The sequence below is a fragment of the Bradyrhizobium sp. B025 genome (assembly GCF_042257955.1).
Classification (GTDB): Bacteria; Pseudomonadota; Alphaproteobacteria; order Rhizobiales; family Xanthobacteraceae; genus Bradyrhizobium; species Bradyrhizobium diazoefficiens.
Genome location: NZ_CP170150.1, coordinates 2,913,903 through 2,932,605, shown reverse-complemented (window position 1 = coordinate 2,932,605; position 18,703 = coordinate 2,913,903). Strand labels below are relative to the sequence as shown.

21 protein-coding genes are annotated in these 18,703 nt (G+C 65.5%); 6 read left to right on the top strand and 15 right to left on the bottom strand.

Annotation, left to right across the window (positions count from 1 at the left end; translation table 11 throughout):
• Positions 1-16 precede the first annotated feature (16 nt).
• The 10 genes from ACE10W_RS13440 to dapA all read right to left on the bottom strand — a co-directional run bounded on the left by ACE10W_RS13440 (position 17) and on the right by dapA (position 7,905).
• Positions 17-808: an amino acid ABC transporter ATP-binding protein gene (locus ACE10W_RS13440; protein WP_304552098.1), complete on the bottom strand. Its 792-nt coding sequence runs from the start codon at positions 806-808 to the stop codon at positions 17-19.
• Positions 805-1,536: an amino acid ABC transporter permease gene (locus tag ACE10W_RS13435; protein ID WP_304552096.1), complete on the bottom strand. Its 732-nt coding sequence runs from the start codon at positions 1,534-1,536 to the stop codon at positions 805-807. The genes ACE10W_RS13440 and ACE10W_RS13435 overlap by 4 nt, the downstream gene beginning before the upstream one ends.
• A gap of 19 nt (positions 1,537-1,555) precedes the next feature.
• Positions 1,556-2,392, bottom strand: a complete 837-nt coding sequence (locus tag ACE10W_RS13430; protein ID WP_060911315.1) for an ABC transporter substrate-binding protein — start codon at positions 2,390-2,392, stop codon at positions 1,556-1,558.
• 121 nt (positions 2,393-2,513) lie between these two features.
• Entirely contained in the window at positions 2,514-2,816 is a 303-nt protein-coding gene (locus ACE10W_RS13425) for a DUF4286 family protein (protein WP_304552093.1), read from the bottom strand.
• A gap of 11 nt (positions 2,817-2,827) precedes the next feature.
• Positions 2,828-3,769, bottom strand: a complete 942-nt coding sequence (locus ACE10W_RS13420) for a dihydrodipicolinate synthase family protein (RefSeq protein WP_370204067.1) — start codon at positions 3,767-3,769, stop codon at positions 2,828-2,830.
• Positions 3,770-3,777: 8 nt separating this feature from the next.
• On the bottom strand, positions 3,778-4,209 hold the full coding sequence (locus ACE10W_RS13415) for a MaoC/PaaZ C-terminal domain-containing protein (RefSeq protein ID WP_011086090.1): 432 nt from the start codon (positions 4,207-4,209) through the stop codon (positions 3,778-3,780).
• 3 nt (positions 4,210-4,212) lie between these two features.
• Positions 4,213-4,620, bottom strand: a complete 408-nt coding sequence (locus ACE10W_RS13410; RefSeq protein WP_304552077.1) for a MaoC/PaaZ C-terminal domain-containing protein — start codon at positions 4,618-4,620, stop codon at positions 4,213-4,215.
• Positions 4,621-4,631: 11 nt separating this feature from the next.
• The gene (locus tag ACE10W_RS13405; RefSeq protein ID WP_304552076.1) at positions 4,632-5,795 is read right to left on the bottom strand and encodes an acyl-CoA dehydrogenase family protein; all 1,164 of its coding nucleotides are present in this window, start codon (positions 5,793-5,795) and stop codon (positions 4,632-4,634) included.
• Positions 5,792-6,982 (bottom strand): CaiB/BaiF CoA-transferase family protein, encoded by a 1,191-nt coding sequence (locus ACE10W_RS13400; protein WP_304552075.1) that lies wholly within the window; start codon positions 6,980-6,982, stop codon positions 5,792-5,794. Before ACE10W_RS13400 ends, ACE10W_RS13405 begins: the two co-directional genes overlap by 4 nt.
• 14 nt (positions 6,983-6,996) lie before the next feature.
• Complete coding sequence (dapA, locus tag ACE10W_RS13395; protein WP_028172098.1) at positions 6,997-7,905, bottom strand: 4-hydroxy-tetrahydrodipicolinate synthase; 909 nt, start codon at positions 7,903-7,905, stop codon at positions 6,997-6,999.
• A gap of 184 nt (positions 7,906-8,089) precedes the next feature.
• On the opposite strand from dapA, the gene ACE10W_RS13390 reads away from it, so the two are divergent.
• The 6 genes from ACE10W_RS13390 to ACE10W_RS13365 all read left to right on the top strand — a co-directional run bounded on the left by ACE10W_RS13390 (position 8,090) and on the right by ACE10W_RS13365 (position 13,723).
• Positions 8,090-9,187, top strand: coding sequence for a LacI family DNA-binding transcriptional regulator (locus ACE10W_RS13390; protein WP_304552074.1), 1,098 nt, complete (start codon positions 8,090-8,092; stop codon positions 9,185-9,187).
• A 3-nt stretch (positions 9,188-9,190) separates the two neighbouring features.
• On the top strand, positions 9,191-9,559 hold the full coding sequence (locus tag ACE10W_RS13385; RefSeq protein ID WP_304552071.1) for a tautomerase family protein: 369 nt from the start codon (positions 9,191-9,193) through the stop codon (positions 9,557-9,559).
• Between the two features lie 15 nt (positions 9,560-9,574).
• Positions 9,575-10,717 carry an acyl-CoA dehydrogenase family protein gene (locus ACE10W_RS13380; RefSeq protein WP_304552069.1) on the top strand — a complete coding sequence of 381 codons (1,143 nt, stop codon included), beginning with the start codon at positions 9,575-9,577 and terminating at the stop codon, positions 10,715-10,717.
• Between the two features lie 16 nt (positions 10,718-10,733).
• Entirely contained in the window at positions 10,734-12,317 is a 1,584-nt protein-coding gene (locus tag ACE10W_RS13375) for an acyl CoA:acetate/3-ketoacid CoA transferase (RefSeq protein WP_304552067.1), read from the top strand.
• A 9-nt stretch (positions 12,318-12,326) separates the two neighbouring features.
• Entirely contained in the window at positions 12,327-12,815 is a 489-nt protein-coding gene (locus tag ACE10W_RS13370) for a MaoC/PaaZ C-terminal domain-containing protein (protein ID WP_110116035.1), read from the top strand.
• Between the two features lie 71 nt (positions 12,816-12,886).
• The gene (locus ACE10W_RS13365) at positions 12,887-13,723 is read left to right on the top strand and encodes an ABC transporter substrate-binding protein (protein WP_028172104.1); all 837 of its coding nucleotides are present in this window, start codon (positions 12,887-12,889) and stop codon (positions 13,721-13,723) included.
• Positions 13,724-13,768: 45 nt separating this feature from the next.
• Here the strand turns inward: ACE10W_RS13365 and hydA are convergent, their stop codons facing one another.
• From hydA to ACE10W_RS13340, 5 genes are read right to left on the bottom strand one after another with little or no spacing between them, the layout of a single operon-like run.
• Positions 13,769-15,229, bottom strand: coding sequence for a dihydropyrimidinase (gene hydA / locus ACE10W_RS13360; RefSeq protein ID WP_011086079.1), 1,461 nt, complete (start codon positions 15,227-15,229; stop codon positions 13,769-13,771).
• Positions 15,190-15,927: an aspartate/glutamate racemase family protein gene (locus ACE10W_RS13355; RefSeq protein WP_011086078.1), complete on the bottom strand. Its 738-nt coding sequence runs from the start codon at positions 15,925-15,927 to the stop codon at positions 15,190-15,192. Before ACE10W_RS13355 ends, hydA begins: the two co-directional genes overlap by 40 nt.
• A gap of 3 nt (positions 15,928-15,930) precedes the next feature.
• On the bottom strand, positions 15,931-16,707 hold the full coding sequence (locus ACE10W_RS13350) for an ABC transporter ATP-binding protein (protein WP_011086077.1): 777 nt from the start codon (positions 16,705-16,707) through the stop codon (positions 15,931-15,933).
• Entirely contained in the window at positions 16,707-17,558 is an 852-nt protein-coding gene (locus ACE10W_RS13345; protein WP_011086076.1) for an ABC transporter permease, read from the bottom strand. The genes ACE10W_RS13350 and ACE10W_RS13345 overlap by 1 nt, the downstream gene beginning before the upstream one ends.
• Positions 17,542-18,546: an ABC transporter substrate-binding protein gene (locus ACE10W_RS13340; RefSeq protein ID WP_011086075.1), complete on the bottom strand. Its 1,005-nt coding sequence runs from the start codon at positions 18,544-18,546 to the stop codon at positions 17,542-17,544. The genes ACE10W_RS13345 and ACE10W_RS13340 overlap by 17 nt, the downstream gene beginning before the upstream one ends.
• Positions 18,547-18,703 lie beyond the last annotated feature (157 nt).

The following is an 18,703-nucleotide window of genomic DNA, read 5'->3' as shown; positions in this document are numbered from 1 at the left end:
ACCGCCGCCGCGCCCGCTAGTGAATGATCTGGTCGAGGAACGTCCGCGCCCGTTCGGACTTCGGATGCTGGAAGAACTCCTCCGGTACGGCCTGCTCCACAACCTTGCCCTCGTTCATGAACACGATGCGGTCGGCGACCTCGCGGGCGAAGCCCATCTCGTGCGTCACGCACAGCATGGTCATGCCCTCCTCCGCCAGCTTCTTCATGGTCTCCAGCACCTCCTTGACCATCTCGGGGTCCAGCGCGGAGGTCGGCTCGTCGAACAGCATGATCTTCGGCCGCATGCACAGCGCGCGTGCGATCGCGACGCGCTGCTGCTGGCCGCCCGAGAGCTGCCCGGGAAATTTTTCGGCCTGGTCCGGAATGCGGACTTTTGTCAGGAAATGCATGGCGAGGTCCTTGGCTTCTGCCTCGCTCATGCTGTTCACGGTCATCGGGGCCAGGATGCAGTTCTCCAGCACGGTCATGTGCGGAAACAGATTAAAACTCTGGAACACCATGCCGGTGTCGCGCCTGACCGCGTCGATGTTCTTGCGCTGGCGATCGAGCTCGACGCCGTTGACGTAGATGAGGCCCTCGTCGTGCTTCTCGATGTGATTGATGCAGCGGATCAACGTCGACTTGCCCGAGCCGGAGGGACCGCAGACCACAATCTTCTCGCCCTTGGCGACCCTGAGATCGACCTGGTCCAGCGCGGTGAAGTCGCCATAGTGCTTGTAGACGGCCTCCATGCGAACCGCAGGCACATCGCGGAGCTGCGTTGCACCTTCGACGCCGCTAGCCGCATTCATCGACATCTCGCTCATGCCCGGGCCTCCACACCCGCCTGCGTAACCGGCGCCCTCGCCGCGACGCGCCTCGACTTCGCAGCGCTCGACCGACCAAAGTGCTTCTCCAGCCGGCGTTGAACCGCATCCCAGACCGAGGTGAGGATCAGGTAATAGGCCGTGGCCGCCGCATAGACTTCGAGGATCTGGAAATGCTCCTGCATCAGCATGTCACTGCGGCGCATGAGCTCCTCGACCGAGATCACGGAGGCGAGCGACGTCGCCTTCAAGAGCGAGTTGATGGAGTTGCCGAGCGGCGGGATCATCAGCCGGAACGCCTGCGGCAGGGTCACCCGGCGGAACGTCACCCAGGGCGACAGGCTGAGCGCCCAGGCGGCTTCGCGCTGTCCCGCCGAAACGGCCATGAAGCCGCTGCGCACGATCTCGGCGAGGTAGGCCGCCTCGTTGAGGATCAGGCCGACCAGCGCGCAGGTGATAACGGAGAACTTGATCCCCAGCTGCGGCAAGCCGCTGTAGATCACCACGAGCTGGATCAGCAGCGGCGTGCCGCGGAAGAACCAGATGTAGAAGCGCGACGCGCCCGACAGCACCGGGTTGGACGACATGCGCATCAACGCGATGCCCATGCCGAGGATCAATCCGCCGATGACCGCCGCCACCGTCAGGCCGATGGTGACGAGCACCCCCTTCATCAGGAAGTAGTTGAAGAAGTAGTTGACGGCGGCCGTCGGACTGAAATGGCTCATCGGCTCGTCTCCGTAGGTATCAGGCCGGACCCGGGCCGGCGATCGCAAGCGGCTGATCGGCCGGCATGCTGGTCAGGCCGAACTTGTCGAACAGCGCCTGGTAGCTGCCGTCGGCACGCATGGCGTTCAGCGCCTTGACGACGGCATCGACCACCGTCTTGTTGCGGAAACCGAGCGTGGTGCGCGCCGTGCCGAGCCCGCTCAGCACTTCCTTGACGCGACCGCGGCCCGTGAGATCGCGCGCCACGCTATCGACGAGCAGCGCGTTGTCCACCTGGCCGGCCAGCAGCGCGCTGACGACGTTGGTGGCGGTGGGGAAGGTCCGCATCTCGACGGCTGCGCCGCCCTTCGCCACGCTCGCATCGCTGAGCTTCTTGAGCCAATTCATCTGGTAGGTGCTGACCTCGACGGCGGATGTTTTTCCGATCAGATCATTTTCGGTAGCAATTTTTGTGCCGCTGTCGGGCGCAACCACGACCGAAATCGCCTGAATGGCGTACGGCACCATGTACATCAGCTTCGAACGTTCCTCGGTCCAGAACATGCCGGTGTCGATGCCGTCGATGCGGCCCGCGGCCATGGCCGGTATCATCGCCGGAAAATCCATCCGGACGAGTTCGACCGGAAGACACAACCGCTTGCCGAGCTCGGCGGCGAGTTCCACGTTGAGGCCCTGCAACTGGCCGTCCTTGTCGACGAATTGCTGCGGCGGGTTGGTCGGATTGATCGAGAGCTGCAACTTCCCGGGCGCAATCAGATTGTCGTCGGTGATCCCAGGCGTACAGGCCGCATGCGCAGCCGTGGATGCAAGAGCGAGTGCGGCAGCCGCACTCAGGCGAAGCAGTGTCGAGAGCATGTGATACCTCCAGTAAGACGCCAATGACCGATGCAGTCCCTCGCCCGGGATTCCCCTCAATGTTTGTTGGATGCGGCCGGCCGGATCTCACGACACGACAGGCAGCATCGTCTTCGCCCCCTCAAGCCGGTCCCGACATCGGCCTGAGCTGGATTCGCATGAAGTTCTTCACCAGGGATTCGAACGGACCGAAGCCCTTCACCTTCAGGAACTCCGGCGTTTCGAACGCCCATCGTCCCGCGACTTCGTACATCGCGGCGTATTTCGGCCCGTCGCCGATCGAGACGAAGCGCTTTGCGGACAGCCAGCCGGGACAGGCGAGCAAATCAGGGAAATGCCTCTGCTCGTACCAGGCGTTGAACGCGGCCTCGTGCTCGGGATCGATGTCGACCCGCACGATGTGAATGAAGGCTTCGTCGGCCACGGGTTCGTCCCTCACGCCAGACGAATGTCGCCGGTCGCGCGCGCTGCACCGACCGTCGTTGCGATGGCCTCGCACAACGCCGGAACGACCGGCAGCAGCGGCGGCCGCGGATCGGCGTTACCGATCAAGCCGAGCGCCTTGAGCCCGACTTTCATGCGCGTGTGCATGTCCATGATCGGCGCCGGGCCATAGATCGCGCGGACGATTGGATAGAGCCGCTCGTTGACCGCGCGCAGCGCGGTGAGATCGTCGGCGAGCGCCGCCTGCCAAAGCGCGACGAACAGATCCGGCGCGAGGCTGACAAGGCCCGAGAGAATGCCGTCGCCGCCGATGGCGAGCTGCGGCAGGAACCAGTTGAAGTTCGACGGCAGGATCGCAACGGAGGGATCGGCCCGCTTCACCGCCCGGCGATTCTCGTCATAGGCGAAGATGCTGTCGCTGCCCTCCTTGATGGCGATGACGCCGTCGAGCGCTGCGATCTTCGCCAGCGTCTCCGGTGAGTAGCCAAATCCGGACGCCAGTGGATATTGGAAGATCGACACTGGAATGCCGATAGCGGAACTGACCGCCTGCACGAAGGCCACCGGTGCTCGCGAGGTCGCCGATGCACCGCCACCAAGCGGCGCCGGCGGGAACAACACGGCACAATCGGCGCCAGCAGCTTCCGCGAGCTGCGCCTGATGGATCGCTTCCGCGGTGGAATGCGCGATGATGCCTGAAAGCAGCGGCTTGCCGCCGATGTGCTTGCGCGTCCGCTCGATCACCGCCTGCCGCTCGTCGTCCGAGAGCGACCCGCCCTCGCCGGCATGTCCGTTGACGAACACGGCCGCGATTCCGTCCGGACAGGCGCAATAGTCGAGCACGCGAGCGTAGCCGTCCCAGTCGATCGAGCTGTCGTCCTTGAAGGGCAGCACGGTCGCGACCGTGACGCCGCGCAGGTCAGGTTTCCTCATCGGCTTGCTCATGACGGTTTCCGCCGTGGAAATTTCAGGCTCGCGCGCGCCTTCAGCACTTCGAGGCCGCCCTCGTTGCGGGCGCTCGCCTCCCAGATGATGGTGCGGGTCTCGTCGTGCTGCTCGGCGATCCAGACGTCGAAGGTGAGCGTGTCGCCGTAGAACACCGGGCCGGTGAACCAGAACCGGTCCTCGACAGAGACGCCGATCGTGCCGACCAGCTCGCTGGTGAGGATGCTGGTGCAGAGCCCCGCGACCATGATCCCCGGCGCCAGCCTGCGGCCGAAGCGCGTTGCGCCCGCGTAGACCTCGTCGACATGAACAGGGCCGAAATCGCCGGTCGCAGCAATATAGAGCGCACCATCCGCCTCGGTGATGGTCTTGCTGAGGCTGACCCTGTCGTTCACCTTCAGATCGTCGAAGGATTTCGGCTCGTACATGGCTCAGCCCTTCGCGAACGGAACCAGCGTCGCGGTGCCGTCCACCACGGTCGCCCCCGAGGGCGACAGCGTGCAGGTGACGCGGCAGACCGCGTCATCACCGGCAACCGAGACGATCTCGGCCTTGGCCTCGACGGACTCGCCGACAATCACCGGCGCAGCGAAGTTCAGCGCGATGCCGCCGATCCGCCGCGTCGGTCCGCCGAGCTGGCTGAGGCAGGTCGTGGCAAGGCCGCCGACCGCGAGCTCGAAGGCGACCATGTTGGAGGCGCCGGCCTTCCTGGCGCGGACGGCGTCCACATAGAGACCGCCGAGATTGCCGCTGATGCCGGTGAACATCGCCTGCTCCGCGACCGTCATGGTCTTGCGGAAGGCGAAGACGGCGCCGGGCTTGAGAGGTGCGTGAGACATCGGTCGTTTCCCTAGAGCTGCAAGCCATTCTTGATGGTGCTGCGCGCCACCAGCATGCGGTGGATTTCGGAGGTGCCGTCATAGATGCGGGTGACGCGCGCGTCGCGATACATGCGCTCCAGCGGCAGGTCCTTGCTGAAGCCCATGCCGCCGAACACCTGGATGGCGCGGTCCACGACGCGGCCCTGCATCTCGGAGGCCGCGACCTTGATCATCGAGACCTTGTCCCGCGCATCCTTGCCCTGATCGATGTCCCAGGCGGCGTTCATCACCATCATCTTGACGCCGAAGATCTCCGTGGCGGAATCGGCGATCAGTTTCTGTACCATCTGGAAGTCACCGATGAGCTGGCCGAACTGACGCCGCTCGCCGGCATGCTTGCGCATCATCTCGAGCGCACGCTGCGCCATGCCGACGGCACGCGCCCCGATATGGGCGAGACGGATCTGGAGCACGCTCTGCATGATCAGCTTGAACCCGCCGCCGACCTCGCCGAGCACGGCCGCTTTCGGAATGCGGCAGTCCTCGAAGGCCAGCTCGGCGTGGCCATAGCCGCGGTGGCCCATCATCGGCTGCGTGCGTGCGACCTTGAAGCCAGGCGTGCCACGATCGGCCAGAAACAGCGTGATGCCGCCCCGCGCGCGCTTCTCCTTGTCGGTCAGCGCCATCAGGATCACGTAATCGGCGATGTCGCCGTCGCTGATGAAATGCTTGGTGCCGTTGAGCACCCACTGGTCGCCCTCGAGATGCGCGGTCGTGCTGATCGAGGCGGCGTCGGAGCCGGCGCCCGGCTCGGTGATCGCCATGGCGCAGATCTTGTCGCCCTTCACCGTCGGCAGCAGATAACGCTCGACCTGATCGCCCTTGCAGGCCATCAGCATCGGATAGACCTGGCCGAACACGCGGCGGATCAACGCATCGGAGGTCTTGCCGAACTCTTCCTCGACGAGGCAGTGCTCGACGCAGGACAGCCCGCCGCCGCCGACATCCGCCGGCATGTTCATGGCATAAAGACCGAGCTTCTGGGCCTTGGCCTTGGTCACCGCCAGCGCATCGGGCGGCACCTTGGCCGTCTGCTCCACGACGTCTTCGAGCGGCTGCACCTCCGTCTCGACGAAGCGGCGGACGGTATCGACCAGCAGGCGCGTATCCTCAGGGATTGAAAAGTCGATCATCGCGCCACTCCCACCGCCTTGCCGGCGATCATCGCGTCAATGTCGGCAGCGTCGTAGCCGATCTCGCCGAGCACCTCGCGCGTCTGCGCACCTAACCGCTGCGGCACCAGCCGCACCTCCGGCGTCCGGCCGTCATAGCGAGCGGGATGCGCCACCATCCGGATTTGCGCGCCGCCGGCACTCTCGGCGCTCTTGAACACGCCGAGATGCTTGAGCTGGGGATCGGCCTCGAGGTCGCGATAATCCTGTACCGGCGCGTGCCAGATCCGCGCCGCCTCGAGCGAGGGCAGCCAATCGGCCGTCGACTTCTGCTTCAGACGCGTCGCGACGATCCGCGTGATCTCCTCGCGCTTCGAGAAACTGTCGGCCTCGCCGAACCGCTTCAACTCTTCGCAGTCAAGCCCTGCCGCGAGCGCCTTGGGCGCCGCCATGGAGATCGCGAGATGGCCGTCGGCCGTCGCATGAATGCCGTAAGGCCCGGGGCTGAACCAGGCGGCAATTCCGGCCGGACCGCGCGGCGTCGGCGACGGCGCGCCATTGAGCCAGGCGGTCAGCGGCTCGACCTGGAGATCGAGGGCGGCCTGATAGAGGTTGACCTCGACGAGCTGCCCCGTCCCCGTCTTGGTCCTGGCAAACAGTGCCGCGAGAATGCTCATGGCATAGAGCGAGGCCGCATGCTGATCGACGATCACCGCGCCGACAGCGGTCGGCTCGCCGTCCGCCCGCCCCGTCCGCATCGCAAGGCCCGACATCGCCTGGAGCAGCAGATCCTGGCCGGGACGATCCTTGTAGGGCCCTTCCGATCCGAACCCGGTCGCCACCGCATAGATCAGGCCGGGGTTGATCGCCTTGAGCGTGTCGTAGCCGAGGCCGAGCTTGGCCATGGTGCCCGGCCGGAAGTTTTCCATCACGACATCGGCGGTCGCGACCAGCTTCTTTACCGCGGCGATGCCGTCGGGATGCTTGAGATCGACGGCGAGACTGCGCTTGTTGCGCCCGGTCGCCAGGTGATTGACGCTATCACCCGCGACGAAGTGATTGGCGACCGCCCAGTTGCGCTGAAACGCGCCCTCGATCGGCTCGACCGCGATGACGTCGGCGCCGAGATCGGCGAGCGTCTGTGCGGCCAGCGGGCCCGCGAGGTAATGATTGAAGCTGAGGATCTTGACGCCATCGAGCAGGTTCATCGATCACACCTGGTTTAAGCGGCTGCAATGGACGCGCCGCGCCACGCGAGACCGAACGACTTGACCAGCGCCAGCGCGGCCGCGTCCTGTGCGGCCGGCAGCGGCAGTCGCGGCGGGCGCGGGCCGCCGACCGCAAGGCCCATATGGCCGAGCAGCGCCTTGCTGCCGGCGACATAGGCCTGGCCGCCGACGAACTCGATCACCGGCAGATATTTCAGATAGAGCTCGCGCGCCTCCTTGATGGCGCCCTCGTCCGCGACGAGGCTGAAGATGCGCGCCATCTCGGACGGCACCACATTGGAGGCCACCGCGACCCAGCCTTGCGCGCCCTCGACGAAGGATTCGAAGCCGAGGATGCCGCCGAACACGGTCATCCTGTCGCCGCAGAGCCGGATGATGTCGCGCACCCGCGTCACCTCCAGCGTCGACTCCTTGATATAGAGACAGTTGTCGATCTCGGCGATGCGCGCCACGAGCTGTGGCTTGAGATCGACATTGGCGGTCGCGGGGTTGTTGTAGACCATGATCGGCAGCGCGATCGCGTCGGCCACCGTCTTGTAGTGATGGACGAGTTCGTCGTCGGTCGGCGTCGAATAAAACGGCGGGATGATCATGACGCCGTCGGCGCCCAGTTTTTCAGCACGGCGGCTGAGGCGCACGACCTCGCGGGTATCCTCAGCACCGGTGCCGATCAGCACGGGCACACGCCCCGCGGCCTGGCCGATGACGACCTCCGCCACCAGCGCCTTCTCGTCGTCGTCGAGAGACAGGAATTCGCCGGTCGAGCCGAGCGGGATCAGCCCATGAATGCCTTCCGCGATCTGCCAGTCGACGAAGGCGCGCAAGGCTGCGACATCGACCTCGCCCGCTGCCGTGAACGGGGTGATCATGACGGTGTAGGTGCCGCGGAACGTCTTCATCAGGGAACTGCCGGGTGCTCGGGTGAATTCAGGCGATGGGTGCCGCCTGCGGAATATCCGCACGCCTTATGCAATCGTTTGCATAAATGGCTCTGCATTGGGCAACACCATCCATTTTTTGAGCTTGATCCGCGTGGAATAAGCTCATAGCGTTTCTGCAATCGATTGCAGTCTATCGGCAGGTTTGATGACCGTCACGCTCAAAGATGTGGCACAGGCGGCCCGCGTTTCGGTCAGTACCGCCTCGCGCGCACTGACTGGAACCGGCTTGACCAGCGAGCGCACGCAGCAGCGCCTGACGCGCATCGCGCGCGAGCTAGGCTATCGGCCGAACCCCATCGCGCGCGGACTGAAGACCGGACAATCGCGGCTCGTCGCGCTTCTGGTTCACAACCTCACCAACGCCTCGTTCCAGGTGATGGCCGAAGTGGTGCAGGCGCGCCTGAAGGCGCTGGGTTATCAGATGCTTCTGTGCATCGGCGGCGACGATCCGCAGCAGGAGAGCGACACCCTCACCACGCTGGTCGACCATCGTATCGACGGGCTGATCGTGGTGCCCACCGGCAAGAACGGCCCGCAGCTCAAGGCGTTGGCGAAGGACGTCCCGATCGTCTGCCTGGTGCGGCGCGACGACGCAACCGATCTCGAGACCGTGCTCGCCGACGATCCGCAGGGCGCCTATCTCGGCACGCGCCACCTGATCGAGCTCGGCCACAAGCGCATCGGGTTGATCGTCGGCCGCCAGGACACGACGTCCGGCCGCGAGCGGCTGTCCGGCTATGTCCGCGCGCTACGCGAGGCCGGTATCGCCAGGGACGACACATTGATTCATGCCGGCCATTTCGTCCCCGAGACCGGTGCGACGGGCTGCCGCAAGCTGCTGGACCTCCCGCGCCCGCCGAGCGCGATCTTCGTGGCCAACCACGAGGCAACGCTCGGCGTGCTGCGCGTGACGGCGGAGCGGAACATCGCGATCCCCCACGACCTCTCGCTGCTCTGCTACGAGGACATGCCGTGGTTCGAATGGCATCGCCCCGCGATCAGCATCGTCGACAACGGCGCGCGCGATCTCGCCAATCTCGCCGTCGACCGGTTGCTGCAACGCATGGATGCGAAGAGCAACGGCAATGACGGCGTTCGCGAGTATCGCGTCGGCGCCCGGCTGATCAAGCGCGACTCCTGCCGCCAGTTCGATGCCCCGGTCTCCGCCAGGTCAGCGAAGCCAAAATCCCCGTCCAAATCGTCTGCGGCCAAATCGTCTGCGTCCAAGCCCGCGAAGGTCTGATCGATGCCCTATGTCGAAGTGCTCGCCCCGCAAGTCCCAAACCAGCGCAAGGCCGCGCTGGCGAGGTCCGTGACCGACGGCCTGATGTCGGCGTTCGGCGTCACCGCTGATACGGTCACGCTCTATTTCCTGAACATTGCGCCCGATGACTACGCCCATGCCGGCACGTTCGGCGCGCAGGCCGCCGGCCAGCGCATCCTGCTCAAGGTGCATGCGTTCCGCCGCAGCGAGGCCGAGCGCCGCGCCGCCGCCATCGCGCTGACCCGCGGCGTATGCAGCGCCTATGGCGTGCCCGGCGACGACGTCGCGGTCTATTTCCTCGATCGCGACCGCAGCGAGGTCTCCCACGATTCCAAGCTCGCCAGCGACTGACGGGAGCCGCACGCCATGAACCGCTTCTACTCTCAAGACCAGAAAGCCCTGCGCGAGACAGCGCGCCGCTTCGCGGAGGCTGAGATCCTCCCGCGCGCCGCCACGATCGACCGCGAGGACCGCTTCGACCGCACGCTCTACAAGGGCATGGCCGATCTCGGCCTGTTTGGCATCTGCCTGCGCGAGGGCGCCGGAGGCGCCGGCCTGGATGCAGTCGCGGCCTGCATCGCGATGGAGGAGCTGGCGCGATGCTCCGGCGCAGTCGCCAATGCCTTCGCGATCCCCGTCGAGGCGGTGCTGTTCTTCGACCATCACGGCACCGACGCGCACAAGGCACTGATCCCGAAAATTCTCAGCGGCGACATTATTCCTGCGACCGCCGTCTCGGAGCCCGACCACGGCTCCGACGTCGCCGGCATCCGCACCCATGCGGTGCGCGAGAGCAACGGCTGGCGGCTCAACGGCACCAAGGCCTGGGTGACGCTCGGCGGTGTCGCCGACCGCATCATGGTGTTCGCGCGCACCGGCAGCGAGGCGGGCCACCGTTCCATCTCCTGCCTGCTGGTCGACGGCGCCCTGCCCGGCATCGCCCGCGGCAAGAACGAGGAGCTGCTCGGCATGCACGGCCTCGACGACTGCCAGATCACCTTCTCCGACGTGCGCCTGCCGGCCGACAGTGTGATGGGGCCGGAGAACCAGGCCTTCAAGATGGCCATGAGCAATTTCAACTTCAGCCGGCTGATGATGGCCTCGATGGCGCTCGGCATGGCGCAGGCCGCGTTCGAGGACGCCACCGCCTATGCCCGCGACCGCAAGCAGTTCGGCCAGGCCATCATCGGCTTCCAGGCGGTTCAGTTCATGCTCGCGGACATGTCGACCGACATCGCCGCCGCGCGGCTTCTGATCCACCACGCCGCGCGCCTGCACGATGCCGGCGAGCCGATCGCCAAGGAGGCGGCGCAGGCCAAACTGTTCACGACCGACATGGCGATGAAGCACGTCTCCAACGCGCTGCAGATCCACGGCGGCAACGGCTATTCGCGCGAATATCGCATCGAGCGGCTGTTCCGCGACGTCCGCCTCGCCCAGATCTACGAGGGCACCAACCAGATCCAGCGGCTCATCATCGCCCGCCAGGTCGAGAAGGAGGCCGCGTGATGCGGGGCGTGCAATCATGCTGAGCATCATCACGGCGGCAGAGGCCGCCGGCCTCATCCGCGATGCCGACACGCTGATCGTCGGCGGCAATGGCGGCACGGGGGCAGCCGAAGCCATTCTCGACGCGCTGGAGCAGCGCTTCATCAGTGGCCAGGGTCCGCACAATCTGACCCTGATCAACATCACCGGCGTCGGCGCCGTGACCGAGAAAGGCCTCTGCCATCTCGCCCATGAAGGCCTGGTCGCGCGCGTGATCGGCGGCAATTTCGGCTTGCAAGTGCCGTTCATGCGCCTCGTTCGTGACGAGCTGATCGACGCCTATAATTTTCCGCAAGGCGTGATGAGCCAGCTCTGCCGCGCCATGGCGGCGAAACATCCGGGCGTGCTCACCCATGTCGGTCTCAACACCTATATGGATCCGCGCCAGGACGGCGGCCGCATGAACAAGCGCACCACCACACCGCTGGTGGACCTGCTCGAGCTGCACGGCCAGTCTTGGCTGCTCTACCGCGTCCCCGCTCCGCCCGATGTCGCCATCATCCGCGGCACCTCCGCCGACGAAGACGGCTATGTCAGCATGGAGCACGAGGGCACGACGCGCGAGGATCTCTCGATCGCGCAGGCCGTGCACAATGCCGGCGGCACCGTGATCTGCCAGGTCAAGCGCATCGTGAAGCGCGGCTCGATCCATCCGCAGATGGTCAAGATCCCCGGCTTCCTGATCGACCATATCGTGCTCGAGCCCGATCAGATGCAGACCTACGGCACCGCCTACGATCCGGCGCGCTGCGGTGAAACGCGTGTGCCCGAGGCGATGATCACGCCCGATCCGCTGACCGAGCGCCGGGTGATCGCCCGCCGCGCCGCCTTCGAGCTACGCCCGCGCGACGTCGTCAATCTCGGCGTCGGCATCTCCGCGATGATCCCGAACGTCGCGGCCGAGGAAGGCATCTCCGACCTGATCACGCTGACGGTCGAATCCGGCGTGGTCGGCGGCGTGCCGGGCCATGCGCGCGAATTCGGCACCGCGATCAATCCGCGCGTCATTCTCGACCAGGCCTATCAGTTCGACTTCTACGACGGCGGCGGGCTGTCTTGCGCCTTCCTCTCCTTCGCCGAGGTGGACGAGGCCGGCAACGTCAACGTCACCCGCTTCGGCGATCGCCGCGACGGCTCCGGCGGCTTCATCGACATCACGCAGAACGCCAAGCGATTGATCTTCAGCGGCACCATGACCGGTGGCAAGTTCGATATCGGCGTCGAGAACGGGCGCCTTGCGATCCGGCGCGACGGCGCCTTCCGCAAGTTTGTGCCGCAGGTTGGTCAGATCAGCTTCAGTGCCTCGCTTGCCGCGCAGCGCGGCCAGCACGTCAGCTATGTCACCGAGCGCGCCGTGTTCGAACTGGAGAACGGCAGCGTGACCTTGACCGAGATCGCGCCGGGCGCCCGCCTGGAGGAGGACATCCTCGCCCATATGGGCTTTCGGCCGCGCATCAGCCCGCAACTGAAGGACATGGATCCGCGCATCTTCCGCTCCGGGCCCATGGGCATCGCGCAGAGCTTCAAGGCCTTGCCGGCGCGGCCGCGCAAGGTCGCCTGAGGATTGGGCATGGACACCAGCGCCCCGATCAATCTCCGCTATGAGGACATTGCGCTCGGCGCGGAGTTCGAGACCGCCGCGCACACCGTGACGGAGGCCGATATCGCAGTCTTCGCCGACGTCACGCGCGACCATCATCCGCTCCACCTCGATGCCGGCTATGCGAAGTCGCGCGGTTTTCCCGCGGTGATCGGCCACGGACTGTTCGGCCTGTCGCTGATGGAAGGGCTGAAGTCGGAGTTGAAGCTGTACGAAGAGACCTCGGTCGCCTCGCTCGGCTGGGACGAAGTCAAATTCAAAGGTCCTATCGTCGCCGGCGATAGCTTGCGCGTGCGTTTCCGTTTCGTCGAGAAGCGGCCGACCAAAAATCCCGCGCGCGGCATCGTCATCGAGACGCTCGACCTTCTCAACCAGCGCGATGAGGTGGTGACCACCGCCCGCCACACCTCGCTGATCCTGACCCGGCAGGCCGATCGCGACGTGACGGCGGCCATTTGACGAGACAATGAAGAAAACGTCGGACCGGAGAACGGCTCCTCTGCCACCCACGATTTGATCGGAGTATTCAGATGCGATTTCTCAAGATCTTCTCCGCCTTCGCCCTGCTGGTCGGCCTGTCCCAGGCCGCCGGCGCCCAGACCTGCACGCCGAAGGTGCCGGCCTCGAGCCTGATCGAAGCGCCGAAGTGGCAGATGTCGATCAACCCGACGCTGCCGCCGCAGCAATTCGTCGACGACAAGGGCGAGTTGCAGGGCCTCAATGTCGAGCTCGCCCGCGAGATCGCCAAGCGCATCTGCGTCGAGCCGGTGTTTCTGCGCATGGACTTCCCGCCGATGATCCCGGCGCTGCGCTCGGGCCGCTTCGATGCCATCAACACCGGCCTGTTCTGGACCGAGGAGCGGTCCAAGATGCTCTACCTCGTGCCCTACGCGCAGCAGGCGATCAGCATCTACACCGATCCCTCCTCCAGCCTGAAGCTGGAGAAGTTCGAGGATCTCGCCGGCCGCGTCGTGGGCGTGGAATCGGCGACCTACACCGAGCGCAAGGCGCGCGAGTTCAGCACCGCGATGGAGGCCAAGGGCCTGAAGCCGATCGAGCTGCGCACCTTCACCACTGTCACCGCCACCTCAGCGGCGCTGCGTGCCGGTCAGCTCGAGGCCGCGCTCAACATCAACGAGACCGCCAACTCGCTCGAACAGAAGGGCATCGCAAAGATCTGGGTCCGCGACATCGCCGGCACCGACATCACCCTCGCCTTCCGCGACAAGCTGCTGGCCCAGGCCGTTGCCGATGCGCTCACCGCGATCCGCGCTGACGGCACCTATGACAAGCTGTTCGACAAGTTCGGCATGACCAAGCTGAAAACCACGACATTCGCCATCCGCGGCGACGGACCGACGAACTGACGGCGGAGATCGCCGACCCGATGTGATCCTCACATCGTGTGAGGATCACACCAGGCTGGACTTGCCGCGGCTCAGCACCTCGCCCGCGCCCTTGTCGCCGACGATCCTGCCGTGCTCGTACACCACGCGGCCGCGGGCAACCGTGGTGACGGGCCAGCCTGTGACGTCAAAGCCCTCCCACGGCGTGTAGTCCGCGCCGTGATGCAGATCGGCCTGCTGGATCGGCTTCTTCAATTTGGGGTCCCACAGCACGATATCGGCATCGAAGCCGACACCGATCGAGCCCTTGCGCGGATAGAGGCCGTAGATGCGCGCATGGTTGGTCGCGGTCAGCTCGACGAATTTTTGTAGGCTGATCCTTCCCTTCGACACGCCCTCGGAGAACAGGATCGGCAGCCGCGTCTCGACACCGGGGATGCCGTTCGGCACCCAGCGGAACGAGGTGCGCGAATTCGGTGTCAGCTTGCCCTTCGGGTCGTCGTAGCGGAACGGGCAGTGGTCGGACGAGAAGGTCTGGAACACGCCTGATGTAATGCCCTCCCAGATCGCCTGCTGGCTTTCGGCATCGCGCGGCGGCGGCGAACAGACGTATTTCGCGCCCGTAATGTCCATGTTCAGGCCCTTCATGTCGTCGGCCGTCAGCGTGATGTATTGCGGACAGGTCTCCGCATGAACAGGCAATCCGCGCTGCTGAGCCCAACGCACCTGCTCCATCGCCTCACGGCCGGAGACATGGACGATCATGATGGGGACGCCGACGATTTCGGCATGGCTGATGGCGCGATGGGTCGCCTCGCGCTCGACCGCCTGCGGCCGCGAGACCCCGTGATAATAGGGCGCGATATGGCCCTCGCGCTCCAGCTTGGTGGTCAGGAAGCGGATGGCGTCGTAGCCCTCGCAATGGACCATGACCAGCGCCTCCTCGCGGCGCGCGACGTCGAAGACCTCGAGCAACTGCTTGTCGCTGAGCACGAGGTCGTCATAGGTCATGAACACCTTGAACGAGGTGTAGCCGTCCTTGACGAGGGCCGGCAGTTCCTGCCCGAGCACGACCGCGGTCGGATCGGAGATAATGAGATGGAAGGCGGTGTCGATGTAGCACTCGCCTTCGGCGAGCTTGCGGTAGTTCTCGACGCAGGTCCGCAGCGAGGTGCCCTTCTCCTGAAGCGCAAAGGGCAGCACCATGGTGTTGCCGCCGGCGGCCGCCGCGCGCGTCGCCGAGGCGAAGTCGTCAGCCATCACCACGTCAGGGCCGGAGGCTTGCGAGATGTGGACGTGGCTGTCGATGCCGCCCGGCAGTGCCAGCAGGCCCGTCGCGTCGATCTCGCGCGCCGCGCCCTCGAGATGATCGGCGATGCTGACGATGCGGCCGTCACGGATGCCGATATCGGCGCGGAACTCGTCGCTGGCCGTCACGATGGTGCCGCCGCGAATGGCGAGATCGAGCTGCGTCACTGATGTCTCCGTCACTTGATGGCTGACATTGTCTGGAATATCCGGCCCCATTCCGCAAGAGCCGCAATGTCGCCGCCGGCAAGGCTCAGGGTCCGCCACAGCGTGACCGCGACCGAATCGAGCACGGCGATATCCAGTTCCCGCTCCAGCGAGGCGGCCAGCGCGGCCCCGTCGAGATTGGTGCAGAGGATGACGATCGCATCCGATCCTTCCGCCGCCACCGCGCGGATCATACCCGCAATCGTCGCCGGCGCGACCTCGCCGAAGGAAAAATTGTCGCGCAGTCCAAGATGCCGCTCGGCGCGCGGGGCGATCCCCTCCTCGGCCCACACCTCTGCGATCCGCCGCTGCACGTCGTCCGTATAGGGCGAGACCAGGCCGACGCGTTTGGCACCGAGCGCCCGGGCGGCATCGATGCAGGCGAGCGTCGACGTCGTCGCGGGCACGCCTGTGCGCGCCGTGATCGCCTCACAAAGGTTCCTGTCGCGGCCGATGCCGAGCCAGCTTGCGGACGTGCCGTTCCAGGCGATGGCGTCGACTTTCGCATCCGCCAGCAGGTCCGCCGCCGGCAGCATCACCGAGGCGTCGAACTGGCTCAGCGCGGCGGCGTCCAGCGCAATCTCGGTGACGCGGAAGCGTGAGAAATGCGCGGTGACATCGGCCACGCCATGCAGCATGGCGCTGGTGACGGGCTCGAGCACCGAGTTGGACGATGGCGTGATCATGCCGAGACGCTTGCGCATGACCATACTCTACGACGCCTGCGCGAGGCGCGTCGACTCCTCCCGGATCAGAGCCAGGATGTGGCGCTTGGCGTCGTTGAATTCGGGGCTGGTGATGTCGCGCGGACGCGGCAGGTCGAAATTGACGGCCTCGCGGATCCGCCCCGGCCGCTTGGTCATCACCACGATCTTGTTGCCGAGCACCAGCGCCTCGTCGACGCTGTGGGTGACGAACACGATGGTGCAGCGGCGCTTCTGCCAGATCGCGACCAGTTCCTCCTGCATTTCGAGCTTGGTCTGGGCGTCGAGCGCCGCGAACGGCTCGTCCATCAGGATGACGCTCGGGTTCATCAGCAGCGCGCGGGCGATCCCGACCCGCTGGTTCATGCCGCCGGACATCTCGGAGGGATGATGGTGCTCGAAGCCGCGCAGGCCGACGAGATCGATGAACTCCATGGCGCGGTGGTGCCGTTCGGCCTTGCCGACGCCCTTGAGCTTGAGATGGAACGCAATGTTGTCGATCGCCGTCAGCCACGGCATCAGGGTCGGCTGCTGGAACACCACGCCGCGGTCCGAGCCGGGCCGCTCCACCTGCTTGCCGCCGACCAGCGTGCGGCCGCTCGTCGCCTGCTCGAAGCCGGCGATGATGTTGAGCAAGGTTGACTTGCCGCAGCCGGACGGGCCGAGCAGGCAGACGAAGTCATTGGCCTCGATGTCGAGATTGATGTTGTCCAGCGTCAGGAGATCGCGGCCGCGCCGCTTGTCGGAGAATACCTTGACGATGTTGCGAAGCTCGATTGCCGCCATCAGCCTGCCCTGCCCTGCACGGTGGTCGTCTGCTGCCAGCGCAGCGTGCGCGCCATGATCGCCTTGAGGCCGAGGTCGGAGAGATAGCCTAGCAGCCCGATCGAGATCATCGCGGCAAGCACGATGTCGTAGCGCAGGAAGTAGTAGGAATCCCACAGGACGTAGCCGAGGCCGCTCTTCACCGCCACCATCTCGGCGGTGACCGTCAGCATCCAGGCCGAGCCGACCGCGATGCGCAGGCCTGCGAAGATCGAGGGCAGCGCCGCCGGCAGCACGATATCGGTCAACATCTGCCGCTGGCTTGCGCCCATCATCGCGCCGGCACGCACGAGATTGTGGTCCACGGTCTTCACCCCGTGAATGCTGTTCATCAGCACGGGAAAGAAGGCGCCGAGGAAGACGAGAAAGATCGCGGGCTTGTCGGCGATGCCGAACCAGATGATCGCCAGCGGAATCCAGGACACCGGCGGGATCGGCCGCAGCATCTGCAGCGTCGGCTCCAGCGTCTTCTCGAACAGGCGCGACCAGCCGATCGCGACGCCAGCGAGAATGCCGAGCGCGCTTGCCAGCGCAAAGCCGCCGAAGACGCGAAGAGCGCTGGCGAGCGCATCGCGCAGCCAGTGCCCCGAATAGGTCTGTGTGGTCTCGTCGAAGCCGAACACCCAGTCGCCGAGCGCATGCAGCACCGCGCTCGGCGCCGGTAGCAGCGCCGGCGGCAGCATGCCGCTGCGGGCAAAGGCTTCCCAGCCCGCGATCAGCAGCGCGGGGACGACGACGCGTTCGAGCCCCTGGAACGCCCGTGTCAGCCGGAACGCCGGCTTGACCGGCGCGGCATCAATAACCGAGGTCATTCTTGGCTTTTCCCGTGGCCTGCTCCAGGAACGAATAGTCCATGTTCTTCTCCGCTTCCGCGGAGACGTCCTTCGCAATGTATTTGAGGTCGCGCATCATCGCGGCGATCGCGAGCGTCTGCGAACGATGGATCGCGGGATCTGGCGAAGCGTTCTTCAGCGCCTCGGTCGCGACCGTCTTGTCGAGGCCGGTGAGCTTGTTGATGACCTCGATCCACGGCCCCTTGTCGGCGATCAGCTTGTTGTCGAGCTCGACCACGGCGCTGACGACGCCCTGGACGCCGGCGCGCTGGCTCGCGATCACGTCGGAACGGGTGACGATCAGGTTGGTGAGATTCCCCGCGGCCTGGTCGTAGGGCAGCACGAAGTGCTTGCCGGCGCCGGCGAGCCGGATCTGCGAGGCAAACGGCTCGACCGAGCAGATCATGTCGACCTCGCCGCGCTGGAGCGCCGCGAGATGGTCCGACGGGTTGGGAATGTTGATGAACTGGATGTCCTTGTTGGGATCGACGCCCTGCTTCAGGAACGCGCCGCGCATGTGGATGTCCTGCGCATTGCCGCGGGACGCCGCGACCTTGAGCGGCTGACCGTCGCTCTTCGCCTTCAGAGCGGTCGTCTTGAAAGTGGTCCAATCCTCAGGCGGCAGGTTCAGCTTCGCGGAGGAGAGGCATTCCGAGCCGCCATTGATCTGGCCGGACACGGCGACGACGTCGAAGCCTTTGTCGAGCGCGGTGATGTAGTGGAGGTAAGTGACCTGCGCGACGTCGATGCTCTTCGACACCAGCGCGGTGAGCACGTCATTGCCCGAGTTGAAGCCGGTGGCCTCGACCTCGACACCCTTCGCCATGCCTGCAATCAGCGACATCGGCAGGCAGTGCGCGCATTTGGCGTAACCGAGCTTGATCTTGGCGGTCTGCGCGGAGGCGAGATCGCTGCCACCGAACATCGCCGCCATCACCACGAGGCCCCATCGCAAACTCGTCCGCATCGCTCACTCCGTTTCGAAGGCGCGAGGTCTCGCGCGTCACCAGAGATCATCGGCCGGCCTTTGCGGCAGCGCAACGGGGATTCTGCATGCTGCATACAATTTGCGCGTTGTGCCATTGTTTTCAGCGAGATGCGTCGGTATTTTGGGCAAGTCAAAG